The 19,580-nt window shown below is 68.5% G+C and carries 19 protein-coding genes; 15 read left to right on the forward strand and 4 right to left on the reverse strand.

What is annotated here, in order from left to right; all coding sequences use genetic code 11:
* The first annotated feature begins 22 nt into the window (after positions 1–22).
* Positions 23–847: a sulfite exporter TauE/SafE family protein gene (locus J7654_RS17440; protein ID WP_209737101.1), complete on the forward strand. Its 825-nt coding sequence runs from the start codon at positions 23–25 to the stop codon at positions 845–847.
* 52 nt (positions 848–899) lie between these two features.
* On the opposite strand, the gene J7654_RS17445 is transcribed toward J7654_RS17440, so the two are convergent.
* Positions 900–1,928: a substrate-binding domain-containing protein gene (locus tag J7654_RS17445; RefSeq protein ID WP_209740680.1), complete on the reverse strand. Its 1,029-nt coding sequence runs from the start codon at positions 1,926–1,928 to the stop codon at positions 900–902.
* A gap of 402 nt (positions 1,929–2,330) precedes the next feature.
* Between J7654_RS17445 and J7654_RS17450 the strand changes: the two genes are divergently transcribed.
* Complete coding sequence (locus tag J7654_RS17450) at positions 2,331–4,274, forward strand: methyl-accepting chemotaxis protein (protein ID WP_245195558.1); 1,944 nt, start codon at positions 2,331–2,333, stop codon at positions 4,272–4,274.
* A 66-nt stretch (positions 4,275–4,340) separates the two neighbouring features.
* Here the strand turns inward: J7654_RS17450 and typA are convergent, their stop codons facing one another.
* A complete protein-coding gene (gene typA, locus J7654_RS17455; protein ID WP_209737102.1) occupies positions 4,341–6,170 on the reverse strand; it encodes a translational GTPase TypA in 1,830 nt (609 codons plus the stop codon).
* A 239-nt stretch (positions 6,171–6,409) separates the two neighbouring features.
* Between typA and J7654_RS17460 the strand changes: the two genes are divergently transcribed.
* Positions 6,410–6,628 (forward strand): hypothetical protein, encoded by a 219-nt coding sequence (locus J7654_RS17460; RefSeq protein WP_209737103.1) that lies wholly within the window; start codon positions 6,410–6,412, stop codon positions 6,626–6,628.
* Between the two features lie 26 nt (positions 6,629–6,654).
* Here J7654_RS17460 and J7654_RS17465 read toward each other — a convergent pair whose 3' ends face one another.
* Complete coding sequence (locus J7654_RS17465; protein WP_209737104.1) at positions 6,655–8,709, reverse strand: M3 family metallopeptidase; 2,055 nt, start codon at positions 8,707–8,709, stop codon at positions 6,655–6,657.
* Positions 8,710–8,901: 192 nt separating this feature from the next.
* On the opposite strand from J7654_RS17465, the gene J7654_RS17470 reads away from it, so the two are divergent.
* A complete protein-coding gene (locus tag J7654_RS17470; protein WP_245195559.1) occupies positions 8,902–9,387 on the forward strand; it encodes a MarR family winged helix-turn-helix transcriptional regulator in 486 nt (161 codons plus the stop codon).
* A gap of 121 nt (positions 9,388–9,508) precedes the next feature.
* Positions 9,509–10,756 (forward strand): multidrug effflux MFS transporter, encoded by a 1,248-nt coding sequence (locus J7654_RS17475; protein ID WP_245195560.1) that lies wholly within the window; start codon positions 9,509–9,511, stop codon positions 10,754–10,756.
* A gap of 12 nt (positions 10,757–10,768) precedes the next feature.
* Here the strand turns inward: J7654_RS17475 and J7654_RS17480 are convergent, their stop codons facing one another.
* Positions 10,769–11,776 (reverse strand): LLM class flavin-dependent oxidoreductase, encoded by a 1,008-nt coding sequence (locus J7654_RS17480; protein ID WP_209737106.1) that lies wholly within the window; start codon positions 11,774–11,776, stop codon positions 10,769–10,771.
* A 218-nt stretch (positions 11,777–11,994) separates the two neighbouring features.
* Between J7654_RS17480 and rplU the strand changes: the two genes are divergently transcribed.
* The 10 genes from rplU (at position 11,995) to rlmH (ending at position 19,301) form a co-directional block, all read left to right on the forward strand.
* Positions 11,995–12,498 (forward strand): 50S ribosomal protein L21, encoded by a 504-nt coding sequence (gene rplU / locus J7654_RS17485; RefSeq protein WP_209737107.1) that lies wholly within the window; start codon positions 11,995–11,997, stop codon positions 12,496–12,498.
* Positions 12,499–12,609: 111 nt separating this feature from the next.
* The gene (gene rpmA / locus J7654_RS17490) at positions 12,610–12,879 is read left to right on the forward strand and encodes a 50S ribosomal protein L27 (RefSeq protein WP_209737108.1); all 270 of its coding nucleotides are present in this window, start codon (positions 12,610–12,612) and stop codon (positions 12,877–12,879) included.
* A gap of 134 nt (positions 12,880–13,013) precedes the next feature.
* Positions 13,014–13,580 carry a GNAT family N-acetyltransferase gene (locus J7654_RS17495; RefSeq protein ID WP_209737109.1) on the forward strand — a complete coding sequence of 189 codons (567 nt, stop codon included), beginning with the start codon at positions 13,014–13,016 and terminating at the stop codon, positions 13,578–13,580.
* Entirely contained in the window at positions 13,577–14,158 is a 582-nt protein-coding gene (locus J7654_RS17500) for a DUF3833 family protein (RefSeq protein WP_209737110.1), read from the forward strand. Before J7654_RS17495 ends, J7654_RS17500 begins: the two co-directional genes overlap by 4 nt.
* Before the next feature lie 38 nt (positions 14,159–14,196).
* A complete protein-coding gene (gene obgE, locus J7654_RS17505) occupies positions 14,197–15,270 on the forward strand; it encodes a GTPase ObgE (RefSeq protein ID WP_209737111.1) in 1,074 nt (357 codons plus the stop codon).
* 2 nt (positions 15,271–15,272) lie between these two features.
* On the forward strand, positions 15,273–16,412 hold the full coding sequence (gene proB / locus J7654_RS17510; protein WP_209740686.1) for a glutamate 5-kinase: 1,140 nt from the start codon (positions 15,273–15,275) through the stop codon (positions 16,410–16,412).
* Positions 16,405–17,688 carry a glutamate-5-semialdehyde dehydrogenase gene (locus J7654_RS17515; RefSeq protein ID WP_209737112.1) on the forward strand — a complete coding sequence of 428 codons (1,284 nt, stop codon included), beginning with the start codon at positions 16,405–16,407 and terminating at the stop codon, positions 17,686–17,688. Before proB ends, J7654_RS17515 begins: the two co-directional genes overlap by 8 nt.
* 50 nt (positions 17,689–17,738) lie before the next feature.
* A complete protein-coding gene (locus J7654_RS17520; protein ID WP_245195794.1) occupies positions 17,739–18,299 on the forward strand; it encodes a nicotinate-nucleotide adenylyltransferase in 561 nt (186 codons plus the stop codon).
* Between the two features lie 74 nt (positions 18,300–18,373).
* Positions 18,374–18,796 carry a ribosome silencing factor gene (rsfS, locus tag J7654_RS17525; RefSeq protein WP_209737113.1) on the forward strand — a complete coding sequence of 141 codons (423 nt, stop codon included), beginning with the start codon at positions 18,374–18,376 and terminating at the stop codon, positions 18,794–18,796.
* Between the two features lie 22 nt (positions 18,797–18,818).
* Complete coding sequence (gene rlmH, locus J7654_RS17530) at positions 18,819–19,301, forward strand: 23S rRNA (pseudouridine(1915)-N(3))-methyltransferase RlmH (protein WP_209737114.1); 483 nt, start codon at positions 18,819–18,821, stop codon at positions 19,299–19,301.
* The last annotated feature ends 279 nt before the right edge of the window (positions 19,302–19,580 follow it).

A 19,580-nucleotide genomic window follows, 5' to 3' on the forward strand; every position in this document is an offset into this window, starting at 1 on the left:
CCATTTTTTCGAAAGCGCTGACATGGCCTCGGTCGCAACCGTCCTTCCCTTCGTGATCGCCCTCGCCCTGACGGGCTGTGTCTCGGGCTTCCTTGCGGGCCTCCTCGGCGTCGGCGGCGGCATCGTGGTGGTGCCGGTCCTCTACATCGTGCTCGCCGCCTTGAACGTGGACGCCGATCTCATTCCCTACATCGCGGTGGGCACCTCGCTCGCCACCATCATCCCCACCTCCTTTCAGTCCATCCGCGCCCATCGCGCGCGCGGCGCGGTGGATGGCGCACTCCTGAAATGGTGGGGGCCCTTCGTGGCGCTCGGCGTCATGCTGGGAATCGCGATCGCCAATATCGCGGACGGTGAAGTGCTGACGCTGACCTTCGGCGTGGTGGCGCTTCTCGTCGCCGCCCATATGCTGCTGACGCCGGAGGAGGCGCATCTGGCCGCAAAGCTGCCCGGGCGAGCGCTCCAATCCGTTCTCGCCACCCTGATCGGCACCATCTCCACGCTGATGGGCATCGGCGGCGGCACGCTCACCGTGCCCACGCTCAGCCTCTGCAACTATCCCGTCCGCCGCGCGGTGGGCACCGCCTCGGTGATCGGGCTCATCATCGCCCTGCCCGGCGCGCTCGGCTTCGTCCTCAACGGCTGGGGCGAGCCCGACCTGCCGCCCTTCTCGCTCGGCTACGTCAACGGCGCCGGCTTCATCCTCATCGCCGCGACCTCGATGCTCTTCGCCCCACTCGGCGCGCGCACCGCCCATACGATCGACCCGAAATGGCTGCGCCGCCTGTTCGGCCTCTTCCTCGGGCTCACCTCGGCCAAGATGCTGGCGACGGCTTTCCTGGGCTGACGCGAAAAGGCCGGGGGCTTGGCGCCCCCGGCCCGTCCTTCGACGAAGTGAACTACATCTGCAGGAGCGTGCGGTTCTGGAAGGCCGCGCGGTATTCCTCCCGCTCGGCGTCGGGCGCGGGCACCAGTCCGTAGGCGGCCAGCGGGCCGTCCGGGCCGATCATCTGGTCGTCCAAAAAGAAGGAGACATAGTCCTCCAGCCCCGGCACCACGCCCAGATGCGCGGTCTTGACGTAGAAGTAGAGCGGCCGCGACACCGGATACTCACCGGTCGAGATGCTCTCCACCGAAGGGGTCACGCCGTCGATGGTGGCGACCTTCAGGCGGTCCTGGTTCTGCTCGTAGAAGGCGAGGCCGAAGACGCCGACGCCTTCGGGGTTGGCCGAGATGCGAGAGAGCGTCTCGGTATAATCGCCCGAGATGTCGGTGGTGTAGTTGCCGCCGCGCACCTGGATGCAGTCGTCCTCGCTCAGCCCCGCGGCCTCGAAGGCGGCCAGCGCGCCGGAGGCCTCGCAGCCGGCCTCGAGGAGAGCCACCTCGAAGACTTCGCGGGTGCCGTGGTTCTCGGCCGGGATGAAGGTCGCGATGGCCTGGTCAGGCAGCGAGGCATCGACATCGGCCCAGGTCCGGTGCGGGTTGTCGACGACCTCGCCATCCACCACCACCTTGGCGGCCAGCGCGCTGAAGACGATCTCGGGCGTCAGGGCGAAATCCGGGCCCGAGGCGGACGAGGCGAAGACGATGCCGTCATAGCCGAACTGCACTTCCTGGATCTCCGCCACGCCGTTGGCGGCGCAGGCCGCCTTCTCATTGGCCGAGATGGGGCGCGAGGCGTTGGCGATGTCGATCGTGTTGCCGCCGATGCCTGCGCAGAACTGCGTGAAGCCGCCGCCCGTGCCGCCCGATTCCACGATCGGCGTCGACTGGTCGGGATAGGTCTCGGAGAAGTTCTCCGCCACGATCTGGGCGTAGGGCAGCACCGTGGAGGAGCCGGCCATCTGCACGGGCTCGGGAGCCTGCGCGAGCGCCGGCCCGGCGGCGAAGGCAGCGCTCAGGGCAAGGCCTGAAAGGATCTTGTTCAACACGAGAGGGTCTCTCCTTGCGGGAGTGGGTTTGAAGAACCTGCGGCCCACCCGATGCCTTTGGAGTTCCATGGCTGGGCACGCCCTTGTCTCTACGCAAGAGCGGCAACGGACTCATGACAGGGCGACGACATTCTCACGAAGGCGCAAGTCAATGGTTTTACTTGCTTTTCTCATCGACCCCTTCGCTCCGCCTCCGGCCTCCGGCCGAAGGCGGCACCCCGCCGAGCCTGCATTCACACAACCCAGCCCAGCCAACAACTGCGAAAACTACATTCACAAGTTGTTGTGCAGAACACAAACAATTAAAGAACCGCCGTTAGAAAGGAAGCTCAATTTTCATGGCACGTCTCCCTTGAGCGGGAGGTTGAAATCGGCGCCGCGGCAGCGGCTACAGGAGTTATGATGCTACGCTTACTGAGCAACACCAAGATCGCGATCAAGATCGCAGCGATGATCGTGATCACCGCCTCGATAAGCGTCATTCTTTCTCTTTATTCCGGCACAAGAGTGGCGGAAATCGACGCGAACTATAGTCACCTGACCGATGTGCGCTACCCTGCCTTGATGAACGTCGCGCGGGCGAATCGCGCCATGACGCAGGTGGAATACTACTCCTACCGCGCCTTCACCGCGCCGATCGGCAGCGACGAGGCCCGGGAGATGCAGCAGGCGCGCACCGACACCATCGCCACCGCACGCCAGATGCTGAGCGAGGCAGAGCCCGGCCTGCCCGATTCGCTCGTGGCGCTGGAGGAATCCTACGCCCTTCTCGACCAGGTGGACCAGCGCAGCGCACTTGCCTTCGAGGCCATTTTCGCGGGACAGTCCGAGTTGGCTCTCACGCGCCTCAATGCCATGGACGAGTCGGCCGACGCCTTCAATACGCGCAACATTGCCTTCGTCACCGAACTGCGCGAGAGGGCGTTGAACCGCTCCGCCGAGATGAGCGCGAGCGTCGTCGCGATGAACCGGATGATGCTCATCGTCTCGCTGGTTGCTGCGGCGCTCGGCGTCGTGCTCGCGCTTCTGGTCTCGGGAAAGACGATCACCCAGCCGCTGGCGCGCCTCGAGCGCACGATGGAACAGCTCGCCGGCGGCAATCTGGACGCCGCCGTCGAGGGCGGGGACCGGCGCGACGAGGTCGGCTCCATGTCGCGCGCCGTGCAGGTCTTCAAGGACAACGCGGTCAAGGCACGCGAACTGGAGGAGGAGGCCACCGCGCTCCGCCGGCAGCAGGACGCCGAGCGTGAGCGGCTGGCTCGCATCGACCAGCAGAAGGCGGACGAGCTTCGCGGCTTCGTTTCGGACATTGAGAGCGGCTTCCAGCGGCTGTCGCAGGGCGACCTGACGGTGCGCATGGAGCGCCCGGTGGCCGCCGAGTACGAGCCCATCCGCGCCCAGTTCAACGGCTCCATCGGCCAGCTCGAGGAGACCATCGGCTCGGTCGTCGGCTCCATCTCCTCCATCCGCACCGGCCTTTCGGAGATCAACGTGGCGTCCAACGACCTGGCGCAGCGCACCGAGCAGCAGGCGGCGAGCCTGGAGGAGACGGTGGCGGCTCTGGCCGAGGTGACGCGCGGGGTGAACGAGACCGCCGAGGGCGCCGGCCGCGCCCAGTCCTCGGCCGAGGCCACCAAGGCCAGCGCCGAGAAGGGCGGCGAGATCGTTGGCCGGGCGGTGGAGGCCATGCACGCCATCGAGCAGTCTTCGGAAAAGATCGGCCGCATCATCGGGGTGATCGACGAGATCGCCTTCCAGACCAACCTTCTGGCGCTGAACGCGGGCGTCGAGGCGGCGCGCGCGGGCGAGGCGGGCCGGGGCTTTGCGGTGGTGGCGCAGGAGGTGCGCGGGCTCGCCCAGCGCTCGGCCGAGGCCGCCAAGGAGATCAAGGAGCTGATCTCGGCCTCGCGCACCCAGGTGGGCAGCGGGGTGGAGCTGGTCTCGGCTTCCGGCCGCAGCCTCCAGGAGATCGTGGCGCAGGTGGCCGAGATGAGCTCCACCGTCACCGCCATCGCCCGCTCGGCCCGCGAGCAGGCGGTGAGCCTGAAGGAGGTTTCCACCGCCGCCGACCAGATGGACAAGGTCACCCAGCAGAACGCCGCCATGGTGGAACAGGCCACCGCCGCAGCCCAGGCGCTGGCCAGCGAGACCGACCAGCTCGCCACCCTCATCGAGCGCTTCAAGACCGCCGCCACCCAGGGCCATGCCGAGCAGGCAAGGCGCGCCGGTGCCAGGACGGCGTCCGCCCGCTCCGCCTCCCCTCGTCCGGTGACGCAGATGAAGACGGTGGGCACGGGCGGTGCCGCCCGCCAGCCGGCGGAGGATAGCTGGGAGGAATTCTGAGCCTTCCGCCACGAACGAAAAAAGCCGGCGTCTCCGCCGGCTTTTTTATGCTCTTGTCTTCGGGGATCAGGCCGCCTTGCGGCTCTTCTCGAAGCGCTTGCGCTCATGCGGGTCGAGATAGAGCTTGCGCAGGCGGATGGTCTTGGGCGTCACCTCGACCAGCTCGTCATCCTGGATCCAGGAGAGCGCCCGGTCCAGCGTCATGCGGATCGGCGGGGTCAGCTTCACCGCCTCGTCCTTGCCGGACGCGCGCATATTGGTGAGCTTCTTGCCCTTCAGGACGTTCACTTCCAGGTCGTTGTCGCGCGTGTGGATGCCGATGATCATGCCGGCATAGACCTTCACGCCCGGGTCGATGACCATGGGCCCGCGATCCTCCAGGTTGAACATCGCGTAGGCCACCGACTCGCCATCCTCCGAGGAGATCAGCACGCCGTTGTTGCGGCCCGCGAGCTGCCCCTTGAACGGCTGGTAGGAGTGGAACAGGCGGTTCATGATCGCCGTGCCGCGCGTGTCGGTGAGAAGCTCGGACTGGTAGCCGATGAGGCCGCGCGTGGGCGCATGGAAGACGAGGCGCTGGCGACCGCCGCCCGAGGGGCGCAGCTCGACCATCTCGGCCTTGCGCTCGCTCATCTTCTGCACGACGACGCCCGAATGCTCCTCGTCGACGTCGATCACGACCTCCTCGATGGGCTCCAGCGTCTCGCCGGTGGCCTCGTCCTTTTGCATCACGACACGCGGGCGCGAGACGCCGAGCTCGAAGCCCTCGCGGCGCATGGTCTCGATGAGGACGGCGAGCTGCAGCTCGCCACGGCCGGAGACGAAGAACGAATCCTTGTCCTCCGATTCCTCGATCTTCAGGGCGACGTTGCCCTCGGCCTCCTTGAACAGGCGGTCGCGGATGACGCGGCTCGTCACCTTGTCGCCCTCGGTGCCGGCGAGCGGTGAATCGTTGACGATGAAGCTCATCGTCACGGTCGGGGGGTCGATGGGCTGGGCGACGAGCGGCTCGGACACCTGCGGATCGCAGAACGTGTCGGCCACCGTGCCCTTCTGAAGGCCGGCAATGGCCACGATGTCGCCCGCCTCGGCATAGTCCAGCGGCGTGCGCTCGAGGCCCCGGAAGGCCAGGATCTTGGAGATGCGGCCCGTTTCCAGCAGCGTGCCGTCGCCGTGCAGCACCTTCACCGGCTGGTTCGGCTTGATCGAGCCGGACTGGATGCGGCCCGTGATGAGGCGGCCGAGGAAGGGGTTGGCCTCCAGGATCGTGCCGATCATCTTGAACGGCTCGTCCTTGCCGGCGGTGTCCGGCTCGGGAACGTGCTTGAGGATGAGGTCGAAAAGGGGCGCAAGGCCCTCCTCGCGCGAGCCGTCCGGCGCATCGGCCATCCAGCCGCCGCGGCCCGACCCGTACAGCACGGGGAAGTCGAGCTGCTCGTCATTGGCGTCGAGATTGGCGAAGAGGTCGAAGATCTCGTTCAACACCTCCTCGTGGCGCTCGTCGGGACGGTCGATCTTGTTGATCGCCACGATGGGCTTGAGGCCGACCTTGAGCGCCTTGCCGAGCACGAACTTGGTCTGCGGCATAGGCCCCTCGGCGGCATCGACGAGGATCACCGCGCCGTCCACCATGTTGAGGATGCGCTCCACCTCGCCGCCGAAATCGGCGTGGCCGGGCGTGTCCACGATGTTGATGCGAACGCCCTTCCACTCCACCGAGGTCGCCTTGGCGAGGATGGTGATGCCGCGCTCCTTCTCCAGATCGTTGGAGTCCATCGCGCGCTCTTCCGTGCGCTGGTTCTCGCGGAACGAGCCGGACTGGGCGAGGAGCTTGTCGACCAGCGTCGTCTTGCCATGATCGACGTGGGCGATGATCGCGATGTTGCGCAGCTTCATATATGGGCACCGGTGGTTGGCCGGCGGGGCTTGAGGCCGGCGAAGAACGATTTCGAACACGGAAAAAGAGCCCTTCGGCACCGAAGGGGCCGTCCACGCATCGTGTTCGATTGGCGCCTCTCTTAACGTATTTTTCGCGTTTGCGAAAGAGGCGCGCTCACCGGGCCGCCGAACGAGACGGAACAAAGCCGCAAGCCGCGGATTCCAAAGGGCATGCATGGTCCTTCAGGAGATACGTCATGAGCAGCAGCAAGAGCAGCAGCGAATCCCTCCACCGCGATGCCGGCAGCGGCCAGTTCACCACCAAGGCCAAGGTGGCGCGCGATCCGGCCGGCACGACCACGGAGAAGCGTGGCGGCGGGTCGACCAACGACACCCATCGCAGCGCAGAGACGGGGCGCTTCGTGGATGAAAAAACGGCGAAGCGCTCGCCCGGCAAGACGATCAAGGATAGCTGAGGGCGGCAGGCGCCGCCCTCCCCGGCTCAGGCGGCAAGGCCCCGCTTCCTCATCAGCGCTTCGGGGCTGGGTATCCGGCCCCGGAACGCCTTGTAGAGTTCGGCCGGATCGCGCGAATTGCCGGCCGAGTAGATATGGCGGGCCAGCCTTTCGGCCGTGTCCGGGTGGAAGGGGTCGCCCTGCTCGGTGAAGGCCTCGAACGCATCCGCGTCCAGCACCTCGGACCACATGTAGGAATAGTAGCCGGCCGAATAGCCGTCGCCCGAGAACACATGCGCGAAATGCGGCGAGCGGTGGCGCATGACGATCTCGGCCGGCATGTCGAGCCCGGCGAGGATTTCCGCCTCGCGCGCCATAGGGTCGGCGGGCGCCTCACCCGTCTCATGCAAGGCGAGGTCGACCAGCGCCGAAGCGGTGAACTCCACCGTGTCGAAGCCCGCATCCAGCCGGCGCGCCGCCTCCAGCCGCTGCGCCAGCGCCTCAGGCATGGGTTCGCCCGTTTCAACGTGGCGCGCGTGGGTGGAAAGGATTTGCGGCGTCTCCAACCAGTGCTCGAAGAGCTGGGAGGGCAGTTCGACGAAATCTCGGCTGACGGCCGTTCCGGACAGCGAGGGCCACGTCACGTCGCTCATCAGCCCGTGCAGCGCGTGGCCGAACTCGTGGAAAAGCGTGCGCGCATCGTCGAGCGACAGGAGCGCCGGCTCGCCCTTGGCCGGCTTTGCGAAATTGCAGACATTGTAGATGATCGGGCGCTCCCCGCCGTCCAGCTTGTGCTGGGAGCGCAACGCGCTCATCCACGCACCGGAGCGCTTGGACGAGCGGGCGAAATAGTCGCCGATGAACAGTCCGCGCTCGCTGCCGTCGGCGTCCAGCACGCGCCAGACCCGCGTGTCCGGATGCCAGGCGGACACGCCGTCGAGCGCCTCGAAACGCAGCCCGAACAGGCGGCTCGCCACGTCGAAGGCGGCGGCGATCATGCGCTCCAGCGAGAAATACGCCTTCACCTCGCCCTCGTCGATGTCGAACTCGGCGCGCCGGCGCTTCTCGGTGAGATAGCGCCAGTCATGCGGGGCGATGGCCTCGTTCCCGCCCTCCTGCGCCGCGATGGCGGAGAGTGCCAGCGCATCGGCGCCAGCCCGCTCGCGCGCCTTCTCCCAGACCTGCGTCAGGAGACCACGCACCGCCTCGGGCGTCTTGGCCATGGTGTCGTCGAGCTTGTAGGCCGCGAAGGAGGCAAAGCCCAGAAGCTTCGCCTTCTCGGCCCGCAGCGCCAGCGTTTCGGCGATGATGGCGCGGTTGTCGCTCGCCCCGCCATTCTCGCCCCTCATGGTCCAGGCCCGGAAAGCCGCCTCGCGAAGGTGCCGGCGCGGCGAATAGGTCAGGAACGGCACGACGATGGAGCGCGACAGCGTCACGACATGGCCCTTGAGCCCCCGCTCCTGCGCGGCCGACGCCATGGACGAGACGAGGAAGGCGGGAAGCCCCTCCAGATCCTCCGGCGCGACGGGCAGGACGAAGCTCTTCTCGTCGGCCAGCACGTTCTGCGAGAAGGCGGTGCCCAGCTCCGAGAGGCGGGCGTTGATCTCCGTCAGCCGCTCGCGGTCCGCCCCTTCCAGCCGCGCGCCGCGCCGCACGAAGCCGGCATGGGTGCGCTCCAGAAGCCGCATTTCCTCCGCCCCCAGCCCGAGCGCGCCGCGCTTGTGGAAGAGAGCATCGATGCGCGCGAACAGGCCCGCGTCGAGCGAGATCTTCGAGCCGTGGCGCGAGAGCTTCGGCGAGACCTCGCGCTCCACCGCCTGGAGGGCCTCGTCCGTCTGCGCCCCGGCCAGCGCGTAGAAGACCCCGGCCACCCGCGTCAGCGCCTCGCCGGCCCGCTCCAGCGCGCCGATCGTGTTCTGAAAGCTGGGCTCCTCGGCGGATGCGGAGATTGCGGCGATTTCGCGCAGGTGGTCCTCCATCGCGGCTTCGAAGGCGGGCGGGAAGTCCTTCGCTTCCAACGTGGAGAAGGCGGGCAGGCCGGCAGGCCCATCGAAGGCGAAGGCCGCGAAAGGGAGGGCGCCGGGGTTCGCGTCGGTCGTCATGGAAGGCTCTCCGGTTTACAGTCCGCGGGCTCGGACGTTAGATAGGCAAGGGTCCGGACGCATTTGAAGCGCCGGCGCTTCGGAAACAAGGGGCAGTGCCCGCCGGTCGCTGCCCATCCTTCCGGGCATGGGACCGGAAGCCAAGGAAGATACGTGCCGGGCCTCGTTCGCAAGGATAGTCTGGGCTTTCTCTTGACGGACACGGCGCGCCTGTTTCGCCAGGTCTTCGAGAAGACCGCAACCGAGAACGGCCTCGGCCTGACGCCGGGGGAGATCCGCGCCCTCGCCCACGCCATGCGCTTTTCCGGCTCGCGGCAGGCGGTGCTGGCCGAGCGGCTGGGCGTGGAGCCCATGACGCTCTCGGCCTATCTCGACCGGCTGGAAGCGCGCGGCCTCGTGCGGCGTACGGTCGACCCCGCCGACCGGCGCGCCAAGCTGGTGGAGCCGACGGAAGCGGCCGAAGCGGTGATCCGCCAGCTCGAGCCCTTGTTCGAGAAGATGAAGGCGCAGGCCACCGCCGGCCTCTCGCCCGAGGCTGTCGAAGCCCTCATGGACGCGCTGGGAGCCATGCGCGACAACCTGACCAGCGACTGCGCGCCCCCCGACGGACGAACGGCCCGCGAGGCGCCGGCCGAGGCCGGAACCGCGTCGCGCGGCAAGACGGCCTCGCGGCGCTGACGCCGCACTCTGGACACTTCCTAAGGATGCCTTATCTTCCCCGGGCCGCCGCCGCACCCCTGCACGCGGGCGGCCCGCGGCCCCGCCGCGGCTCCCTATGTAATCCTGCCGGACGGTATTCATGCCCAGATCGATGTCGGAGCATCGCACGAGCCTGATCGGAGCGATGCTCGTGGCGATCGGCCCCGTGTCGATGGCCCTCTACACGCCGGCCCTGCCGACGCTGGTGGAGGCGTTCGACACCACGGACGGCATGGTCAAGCTCACCGTCTCGCTCTACTTCGCGGGTTTCGCGCTCACGCAGCTCGTCTGCGGGCCCCTGTCGGACGCGTTCGGCCGGCGGCCCGTCACCGTCGCATTCCTGCTTCTCTACCTCGCCGGCTCGCTGATGGCGGTGCTGGCGCCCGGCATAGAATGGCTGCTGGCCGCCCGGATGGTGCAGGGAGTCGGCGCGTCGGTGGGCGTGGCCACCGCCCGCGCGATCGTGCGCGACCAGTATTCGGGCGAAACCTCTTCGCGCATCATGAACACCATGGGCATCATCCTGGCGGTGGCGCCCGCCCTTGCGCCGTCCATCGGCGGGCTGACGCTGGCCGTGGCCAACTGGCACGCGCTCTTCGTGGTCATGCTGTTCTTCGGCCTTGCGGTCATCGGCCTCGTGCTGGGGCAGATGCGCGAGACCACGGTGCCCGACCGGGGATTGATCCGCGTCCCGGCGCTGATCCGCTCCTATCGAAGGCTGTTCACCAACCTGCATTTCCTCACCACCGTCCTCACCGTCGCCGGTACGGTGGGGGCTGTCTACACGCTGGCGACCGTCCTGCCCTTCGTGCTGATCGACGAGGCGGGGCTGACGCCGGCGCAGTTCGGACTCGGGATGCTGGGACAGACGGGCATGTTCCTCCTCGGCTCGCTCACGGTGCGCGGGCTGATGCGGCGGCGCATCTCGGCCTATCGCCTCGTGCCCGCGGGCCTTTTCTTCGTCGGCGCGGGCAGCCTGGCCCTCATCGCCTCCACGGCCCTGCTGCCGCTCTCCTATCTCTCCGTGATGGCGCCGGTCGGCCTCTACGCGTTCGGCATCGCCTTCGTGATGCCCGCGATGACCACGGCTTCGCTGGCGCCCTTCCCCGACATCGCCGGCGCGGCATCCGCCGCCATGGGCTTCGTACAGATGGGCGGCGGTCTCCTCGGGGGCCTGTTGTGCGCGGCCATCGGGCAGCCGGTGCTGGCCACACAGATCGTCATCCCCGCCATGGGGGCCACGGCCATCGCCGCCTATCTGCTCTACCGCTCCCGCCCGCACCTGGCCGAGCCGGAGCCGCGCCCGCAGCTACCTGCCCCGCAACTCGTGGACACCGAGCGGCGCTAGCGGGCGCAGAGGCTATTCGGCCGCATGGGCCTTGCCCAGCGAGGCCATGACCTCGGCCGCGATCCGGAAGGAGGCCAGCCGGGCCGCGTGGTCGTGAATCTGGCCGGTCAGGATCACCTCGTCGGGCCGGTGCGCGTCGATCAGCTCGGCAAGCTCGCGGCGCACCGTCTGCGGCGAGCCCACGGCCGAGATGCGCAGGGCCTCGTCCACGCCCGCCCGCACATGCGGCTCGATCACCGCGTCGATGTCGTCCACCGGGCGCGGCAGCGGTCCCGGCTGCCCGGTGCGCAGGCGCGCGAAGGCCTGCTGCATCGAGCTTTGCAGCCGCCGCGCCTCCTCGTCCGTCTCCGCGGCGAAGACGTTGATCGCCAGCATGAAATGCGGCTTGCGCCAGCGCTCGGAGGGGCGGAAAGTCTCGCGGTAGATCTGCGCCGCCTGCTCGAGCGCGGCGGGCGCGAAGTGCGACGCGAAGGCATAGGGCAGGCCGAGATGGGCGGCCAGTTGCGCGCCGTAGAGGCTGGAGCCGAGGATCCAGACCGGCACGCGCGTGCCCGCGCCCGGCACCGCACGGATGCGCTGGTTGGGCTCGGGCTCCTCCAGATAGACCATCAGCTCCATCACGTCCTGCGGGAAGTTGTCGGAGTTCTCCAGGCTGCGGCGCAGCGCGCGCGCGGTCATCATGTCCGTGCCCGGCGCGCGCCCCACGCCCAGATCGATGCGGCCGGGATAAAGCGTCTCCAGCGTGCCGAACTGCTCGGCGATCACCAGCGGCGCGTGGTTGGGCAGCATGATGCCTCCCGCCCCCACGCGGATCGTCTTCGTGCCGCCCGCCACATGGCCGATGGCCACCGCCGTCGCCGCGCTGGCGATTCCCGTCATGTTGTGGTGCTCGGCCAGCCAGAAGCGATGATAGCCCAGCGCCTCCGCATGGCGGGCGAGATCAAGCGTGTTGGCGAGCGCGTCCGCCACGGTCGCGCCCTCGGGAACGGGCGAAAGGTCGAGCACGGAATAGGGAATCATGAAAGGCCACCTGAAGATGTTTCGTTCAAGATGGTCAGGCGCGGCCTCGATTTAAACGCCTGAAGATGGAGACGCTGCGTCACGGCGCGCCGCGCGCCTTGCCTTTGGCCGCCCGCTCGGCTATGCAGCGCGCGGGCTCAAGGCCCGTTTCAAGAACCAGAAGAAGGCCGCCCGGAGCGCATGGCTTCGAGAGCCGGCATCGAATGAAGGCCAGACAGATGTTCGCAGTCATCAAGACCGGTGGCAAGCAGTACCGCGTTGCCGCAAACGACGAATTCACCATCGAGCGCGTGGCCGGCGAGGCCGGCGACGAGATTTCCTTCGCCGAAGTGCTGATGGTCGGCACCTCGATCGGCGCGCCTTTCGTCTCGGGCGCTTCCGTCGTGGCCGAGATCGTGGAGCAGGTTCGCGGCCCCAAGGTCATCTCCTTCAAGAAGCGCCGCCGCCAGAACTCCAAGCGCACGCGCGGTCATCGCCAGGACCTGACGCTGGTGCGCATCTCGGAAATCCTGACCGAGGGCGCGAGCCCCTCGAAGAAGGAGAAGAAGGCCGCCCCGGCGAGCGCCGAGGCCCCGGCCGTGAGCGAGGACGCCGAGGCGGCGCCGAAGGCCGAGAAGCCCAAGCGCGCCACCAGGAAGGCCGAGACCGGCGAGGCCAAGGACGAGGCTCCCAAGAAGCCCCGCGCCTCGAAGAAGAAGGCCGAGGGCGCCGACGAGGCCTGAGGCTGGAAAACGGGTGGCGGAGCGCGCCGCCCGATGCCAGATTGAAGACAACGAGGCAGCACCGCGAGGCATTCGCCCGGTGTCTGCAAGGCAAGATCAGGAGACTGAACGATGGCACACAAGAAAGCAGGCGGCTCTTCCCGCAACGGTCGCGACTCGGAGTCCAAGCGCCTCGGCGTGAAGAAGTTCGGCGGCGAGAACGTGATCGCCGGCAATATTCTCATTCGCCAGCGCGGCACGCGCTGGCATCCGGGCGCGGGCGTGGGCATTGGCCGCGACCATACGCTTTTCGCCAAGACCGATGGTGTCGTCACGTTCCAGCACAAGTCGCAGGGGCGAACCTACGTTGCCGTGATGCCGAAAGCCGAAGCCGCCGAGTGAACCGGTTGCACTTCGAGCGCCGGTGTCCCACCGACCCGGCGCTTACCTGAAAGGCCTCCACCGGCCTCCAGGCGAGCGGATCAAGGGGAGATGGGCCACCATCTCCCCTTTGCCGTTTCTGGAAGGACGGGCCTATGAGAGGCGAAGAGACCCTCGACGAAGACGATGAATGTCTGCGGACGCGCAGGCTGTTCCTGCGGCCGGCGCGGGCCTCCGACGAAGCGGCGATCGCGCATCTGGCCAACGATCGCCACATAGCGGAGATGACGGCGCGCATCCCCCACCCCTACGGGCTGGAGGACGCCCGGCGCTTCCTGGCCGACCATGGCGAGGAGCACGTCTTCGCCATCGAGCGGCGCGGGGCGCCGGGACTGATCGGGCTGGCCGGCCTGACGCCCAACCAGATACCCGGCACGTTCGAGCTGGGCTACTGGCTCGGGCGCCCCTTCTGGGGTGAGGGCTTCGCCACGGAAGCGGCGCAGGGGCTCATCGACCATGCCTTTACGGGCCTTGGGGCCGAATGCGTGGAGGTGCGTTGCCGGGTCGTCAACGGGGGCTCGCGGCGGGTCATCCAGAAATGCGGGTTCCAGTATTTCGGAACCAGCATGGACATCTCGCTCGCGGCCGGCCGGGTGGCCTCGGAGACCTACCGGATGGATCGCCGCTGCTGGCAGTCGTTGAAGAGCTGGGGCGGGCGGTGAGGCGCATCGCGCTTCTCTTCCTTCTCGCCCTTGCGCTGGGCGGGGGCGCCCTCGCCTTCGCGCAAGGATACGGTGGCGGAAGCGCGACGCGCGGCGGCGGTTTCGACCTCTTCGCCTTCTTCGAGGGATCGAGCGCCAGCCGGGGTACGATCACCACGGCGCTGGTGCGACGGGAGGCCTTCACCGCCACTTTCGAGGGGCGGCGGCAGGGTGATGGCTTCCGGCTGGAGGAGCGCTTCGCCTTCGAGGATGGCGGCAGGTTGCAGGTCTGGACTCTGGCGCAAGCAGGGCAAGCTGTTTCGGGCACGGTGGAGACCGAGTTGGAGACGGGCGAGATGTCCGAGCCGGCGACCGTTTCAGGAATGTCGGGAGAGGACGGCGTCGTCCTCTCCTATGAAGGATATGCGCCCGGCGGTGGCGGCCTTCTCCTGCATTTCCGCCACCACATGCGCGCCATGGGCGACGGCACGGTCCTGAACCGTGTCGTCGTCTCGAAATTCGGGCTGCCTCTGGCGACGTCTTCCGTCATCTTCGCTCGCCAGGCCGCCGCCCTTCCCTCCCTGTCGCGCGGGCGCTAAGAACGGCCCGCGCCAGACGAACGAACGAGCCTGAAGACATGAAATTCCTCGACAAGGCCAAGGTCTATGTGCGCTCGGGCGACGGCGGGGCGGGGTCCGTCTCCTTCCGGCGCGAGAAGTTCATCGAGTTCGGCGGGCCGGACGGCGGCGACGGCGGGCGCGGCGGCGACGTGTTCGTGGAGGCCGTCTCGGGCCTCAACACCCTGATCGACTATCGCTACCAGCAGCATTTCCGGGCCAAGACCGGCATGCACGGCATGGGCCGCAACCGCACCGGCGCCAAGGGCGCGGATGTGACGCTGAAGGTGCCGGTCGGCACGCAGGTTCTGGCAGAGGACGGCGAGACGCTGCTGTTCGACTTCACCGAAATCGGGCAGATCGAGCGCATCGCCGCCGGCGGCAATGGCGGCTTCGGCAACTGGCAGTTCAAATCCTCGGTCAACCAGGCCCCGCGCCGGGCCAATCCCGGCCTGCCCGGCGAGGAGCTGACGATCTGGCTGCAGCTCAAGCTGATCGCCGATGCGGGCCTTGTCGGCCTGCCCAATGCCGGCAAGTCTACCTTCCTCGCCTCCGTCACGGCCGCGCGGCCCAAGATCGCGGACTACCCCTTCACCACGCTGCATCCCAATCTCGGCGTCGCCACCGTGGACGCCAACGAGTTCGTCATCGCCGACATTCCCGGCCTGATCGAGGGCGCGCATGAGGGCGTGGGCATCGGCGACCGCTTCCTCGGCCATGTGGAGCGCACGCGCGTCCTCCTCCACCTCGTCTCCGCGGTGGAGGAGGACGTGGCCCACGCCTACCGCACCGTGCGGCGCGAGCTGGCGCTCTACGGCGCGGGGCTGGAAGAGAAGCCGGAGATCGTGGCGCTCTCCCAAGTCGATATCCTGACCCCGGAGGACTGTGAGGCCAAGATGCAGGCGTTGACGCAGGAGGTCGGCCATTCGCCGATCCCGCTTTCGGCCGTTTCCCGCCAGGGCATCCCCGAGGCGCTGCGGCGCCTCAAGCGTGAGATCGACCGCATGGCCGCGCCCGCCGCCAAGGACGCGCAGGCCGAGGAGGACGAGGCCCGCTTCGGCGCGAGCCTCAGCGAAAAGGACTGGCGGGGGTGAACATGCTGGCCGGCCACAAGCGCATCGTCGTCAAGATCGGCTCGGCGCTGCTCGTCGATCCGGCGACGGGGCTTCGGCGCGAATGGCTCGCCTCGCTGGGCGACGACGTGGCCCGCCTTTCGGCCGGGGGGCGGGAGATCCTGCTCGTCTCCTCCGGGGCCATCGCGCTCGGCCGCAGCATCCTGAAGCTGCCGCGCCGCGCCTTGCGGCTGGAGGAGAGCCAGGCCGCCGCCGCGGTGGGGCAGATCGCGCTTTCGCGCGCCTATTCCGAATCGCTCGGCGGCCACGGACTGGAGACGGGGCAGATCCTTCTCACCCTCGGCGATACGGAGGAGCGGCGGCGATACCTCAATGCCCGCGCCACCATCGGCACGCTCCTGTCTCTCGGCGCGGTGCCCGTCATCAACGAGAACGACACGGTGGCGACGAGCGAAATCCGCTACGGCGACAACGACCGCCTCGCCGCGCGCGTGGCGACCATGATGTCCGCCGACCTTCTCGTGTTGCTCTCCGACATCGACGGGCTCTACACCGCCCCGCCCGCCAGCGACCCGAACGCGCGCCATATCCCGCACGTGCCCGCCATCACGCCCGAGATCGAGGCGATGGCCGGCGGCGCGGCCTCGCTCCTGTCGCGCGGGGGCATGAAGACCAAGATCGACGCGGGCAAGATCGCGACCGCCGCCGGCGCGGCGATGATCGTGACGGCCGGCGACCGGATGAACCCGCTTTCGGCCATCGAGCGGGGCGAGCGGGCGACGCTGTTCTCGCCGGCGGCCAACCCCGTCACCTCGCGCAAGCGCTGGATCGCCGGACATCTGAACGCCGCCGGCCGCCTCACCGTGGATGCGGGCGCGGTGCGCGCGCTGAAGCAAGGTCGCAGCCTTCTGCCGGCCGGCGTGACCGCCGTGGAGGGCGAGTTCTCGCGCGGCGACACTATCCTCGTGCTGGACGAGGCGGGCGCCGAGGTCGCGCGCGGTCTGGTGGCCTATGATTGCGGCGAGGCGCGCGCCATAGCGGGCCTGCGCTCCTCCGCCATCGAGCCGGTGCTCGGCCATGCGCCCCGCGCCGCGATGATCCACCGCGACGACCTCGTCACAAGCCTCGGCCGCGAGAGCGAAAAGGACATGGACCATGCCTGACGGAACCTTGATCGCCGATTCCATCGAGACGCTGATGGACGGTATCGGGCGCCGTGCCAAAGCCGCCGCCCGCCGCCTCGCCGGCGCCACGACAGACGAGAAGAACGCCGCGCTCTTCGCCATGGCCTCGGCCGTGGAGGCGCGGGCGCCGGACATTCTGGCCGCCAACAGCGACGACCTTGCCCGCGCTCGCGACGCCGGTATGGCTGCCTCCTTCCTCGACCGCCTGACGCTGGATGCCGATCGCGTCGCGGCCATCGCGCAGGCCCTGCGCGACGTTGCCACCCTGCCGGACCCGGTGGGCGCGGTGATGGACCGCTGGACGCGGCCGAACGGGCTGGAGATCGCCCGCGTGCGCACGCCGCTCGGCGTCATCGGCGTGATCTATGAGAGCCGCCCGAACGTCACCGCCGATGCCGGCGCGCTGTGCCTCAAGGCCGGCAATGCGGTGATCCTGCGCGGCGGCTCGGATTCGCTCGCCTCCTCCGCCGCCATCCACGGCGCGCTGCAGGAAGGGCTGCGGCAGGCCGGGCTTCCCGAGGATGCCATCCAGCTCGTGCCCGTGCCCGACCGCGCGGCGGTGGGCGAGATGCTCAAGGGCCTGTCCGGCGCGGTGGACGTCATTGTGCCGCGCGGCGGCAAGAGCCTGGTGGCGCGGGTGCAGCGCGAGGCGCGCGTCCCCGTCTTCGCCCATCTCGAAGGGCTCTGCCATCTGTATATCGACAGGGCCGCAGACCTTGCCATGGCCCGCGACATCGCGGTGAACGCCAAGATGCGCCGCACCGGCATCTGCGGCTCGGCCGAGACGCTGCTGGTGGACCGCGCCGTGGCCGGCACGCATCTTCGCCCCGTTCTCGAAGCGCTGGCCGCCGCCGGCTGCGAGGTGCGGGGCACGGACGAGGTGCGCGCGCTTTATCCGGCCGCCGTCCCGGCCGGCGAGGAGGACTTCCGCACCGAATATCTCGACGCCATCATCTCCGTCGCGCTGGTGGACGGCGTGGAGGGCGCCATCGCGCATATCGCGCGTTACTCCTCCCACCACACCGAGGCCATCGTCACCGCGGACGCGGCCACGGCCGAGCGCTTCCTGAACGGGATCGATTCGGCCATCCTCCTGCACAACGCCTCCACCCAGTTCGCCGATGGCGGGGAGTTCGGCTTCGGCGGCGAGATCGGCATCGCCACGGGCAAGATGCACGCGCGCGGGCCGGTGGGCGTGGAGCAACTGACGAGCTTCAACTACCGGGTTCGCGGCACCGGCCAGTTCCGTCCGTGACGAGCAGCGTTCCAGCCGCCGATCTTCGCATTCCCCATGCCGAGCCGGGGATGCGCATCGGCCTTTTCGGCGGGTCGTTCAATCCGGCCCATGCGGGGCACCTCCTGGTGGCGCAGACGGCCCTGCGCCGCCTCTCGCTCGACCGGGTGTGGTGGATGGTCACGCCCGGCAACCCGCTGAAGGATCGGGACGCGCTGCGCCCGCTGGCCGAGCGCATCGCCGCCTCGCGCGCGTTGACACGCGACCCGCGCATCCTCGTCACCGCCTTCGAGGCGCGCCACGGGCGCACCTACACCGCCGATACGCTGGAGATGGTGCTGGCGCTGCGCCCCGGCGTCTCCTTCGTCTGGATCATGGGCGCCGACAGCCTGGCAGGCTTCCACCACTGGCGGCACTGGCCGCGCATCGCGCGCACGCTGCCGATCTGCGTGGTGGACCGGCCGGGCGGCACGCTCTCCCCCCTCCACGCGCCGATGGCACGCGCCTTCGCGCGCCACCGCCTGCGGGAGGAGCGCGCCGCCCTCCTGCCCTCCCTCCCCCCGCCGGCCTGGGTGTTCCTGCACGGGCCCCGCTCGCCCTTGTCCTCCACCGCGCTTCGGCCGGCGACTTGAAAAACTCGGCGATAGCTGCCACTTTACTGGCGCGGAAAAAGTAATTCCCGCGCGGCATCCGCCTCAAAGAAGGAATGGACACACTGAGACCTGCGCCAGAACCGAAGGCCGTCTTCGACACGCCTTCCGAAGCGCCCGCCGGCGAGCGAAGCGTCGGCGCCAGCGCCATCGACCGCGTCCTCTCCAGCCTGGAGGATTCCAAGGCCGAGGATGTCGTCGCCATCGACCTGATCGGAAAATCCGCTCTTGCCGACAATATGGTGATCGCCTCCGGGCGCTCGCATCGCCACGTCAGCGCCGTCGCCGACCATCTCCTGCGCGACCTGAAGGAGGCCGGCTTCGGCTCCGCCAAGGTCGAGGGCCTGCAGAATGGCGACTGGGTGCTGATCGACACCGGCGACATCATCGTCCACATCTTCCGGCCGGAAGTCCGCTCCTTCTACAATATCGAGAAGATGTGGAGCCTGGGCGACAAGAGCGACGCGACCGTCCACTGAACGGGACGGGACCGGGCATGACATGCGGCTGACCGTCGCGGCCGTCGGCCGCATGAAGGCCGGGCCGGAGCGCGACCTCGTGGCGCGTTATCTGGACCGGCTGGCCAGGAGCGGCCCGCCGCTGGGCCTCGAATGGGCCGGCGTCGTGGAGCTTCCCGAATCGCGCGCCGCTTCCAGCGAGGAGCGCAAGCGTGACGAGGCCGGGCGCCTTGTCGCGGCCCTGCCGGAGAAGGCGGCCATCATCCTGCTCGACGAGACCGGCCGGACCGAGGGCTCGCACGAGTTCGCGCACCGCCTGGCCGCACTTCGCGACGAGGGGCGGCGCGACCTGGTGCTTGTCATCGGCGGGCCGGACGGGCTGGCGAGCGACCTTGCCGCGAGAGCTTCCTTCGTCCTCTCCTTCGGCCGGATGACCTGGCCTCACCAGATCGTGCGCATCCTTCTGGCGGAGCAGCTCTACCGCACCTGCACCATCCTCTCCGGCCATCCCTACCATCGGGCCTGAAAGACCCTTTGAGACTTCGGCAGCAGAGGGCCCGCGAGGGATTTTTCGTCGTCCGCGAGGAGCCGAGCGCAGTCGATGCCGGCGGCATCGGCGAGGATCGGTGACGCGGCCGCAGTGGAAAAGACCCGCAGGACCGACCTGCCCGAAGTCTCGAACGGTCTCCGAGAGCCCGGCGCGCGGGCCCGGCGACGAACACCCAAGCTCCGCGCAACGCACCGCATGACATTCTCGTTGGATAGTTGATCCAACCTTAAGAAGATGCCCTTAAGGTTGGAGCAC

Origin of the sequence: Aureimonas populi (genome assembly GCF_017815515.1) — a bacterium.
Lineage (GTDB): Bacteria > Pseudomonadota > Alphaproteobacteria > Rhizobiales > Rhizobiaceae > Aureimonas > Aureimonas populi.

Coding starts and splice junctions, on each gene's coding strand:
- J7654_RS17460 (WP_209737103.1), top strand. CDS start 6,410: ATGAGCAGCAGCAAGAGCAGCAGCGAATCCCTCCACCGCGATGCCGGC.
- proB (WP_209740686.1), top strand. CDS start 15,273: ATGCTGGCCGGCCACAAGCGCATCGTCGTCAAGATCGGCTCGGCGCTG.
- J7654_RS17515 (WP_209737112.1), top strand. CDS start 16,405: ATGCCTGACGGAACCTTGATCGCCGATTCCATCGAGACGCTGATGGAC.
- rlmH (WP_209737114.1), top strand. CDS start 18,819: ATGCGGCTGACCGTCGCGGCCGTCGGCCGCATGAAGGCCGGGCCGGAG.
- J7654_RS17495 (WP_209737109.1), top strand. CDS start 13,014: ATGAGAGGCGAAGAGACCCTCGACGAAGACGATGAATGTCTGCGGACG.
- J7654_RS17480 (WP_209737106.1), bottom strand. CDS start 11,776: ATGATTCCCTATTCCGTGCTCGACCTTTCGCCCGTTCCCGAGGGCGCG.
- rsfS (WP_209737113.1), top strand. CDS start 18,374: ATGGACACACTGAGACCTGCGCCAGAACCGAAGGCCGTCTTCGACACG.
- rplU (WP_209737107.1), top strand. CDS start 11,995: ATGTTCGCAGTCATCAAGACCGGTGGCAAGCAGTACCGCGTTGCCGCA.
- J7654_RS17475 (WP_245195560.1), top strand. CDS start 9,509: ATGCCCAGATCGATGTCGGAGCATCGCACGAGCCTGATCGGAGCGATG.
- J7654_RS17450 (WP_245195558.1), top strand. CDS start 2,331: ATGATGCTACGCTTACTGAGCAACACCAAGATCGCGATCAAGATCGCA.
- obgE (WP_209737111.1), top strand. CDS start 14,197: ATGAAATTCCTCGACAAGGCCAAGGTCTATGTGCGCTCGGGCGACGGC.
- typA (WP_209737102.1), bottom strand. CDS start 6,170: ATGAAGCTGCGCAACATCGCGATCATCGCCCACGTCGATCATGGCAAG.
- J7654_RS17465 (WP_209737104.1), bottom strand. CDS start 8,709: ATGACGACCGACGCGAACCCCGGCGCCCTCCCTTTCGCGGCCTTCGCC.
- J7654_RS17520 (WP_245195794.1), top strand. CDS start 17,739: ATGCGCATCGGCCTTTTCGGCGGGTCGTTCAATCCGGCCCATGCGGGG.
- rpmA (WP_209737108.1), top strand. CDS start 12,610: ATGGCACACAAGAAAGCAGGCGGCTCTTCCCGCAACGGTCGCGACTCG.
- J7654_RS17440 (WP_209737101.1), top strand. CDS start 23: ATGGCCTCGGTCGCAACCGTCCTTCCCTTCGTGATCGCCCTCGCCCTG.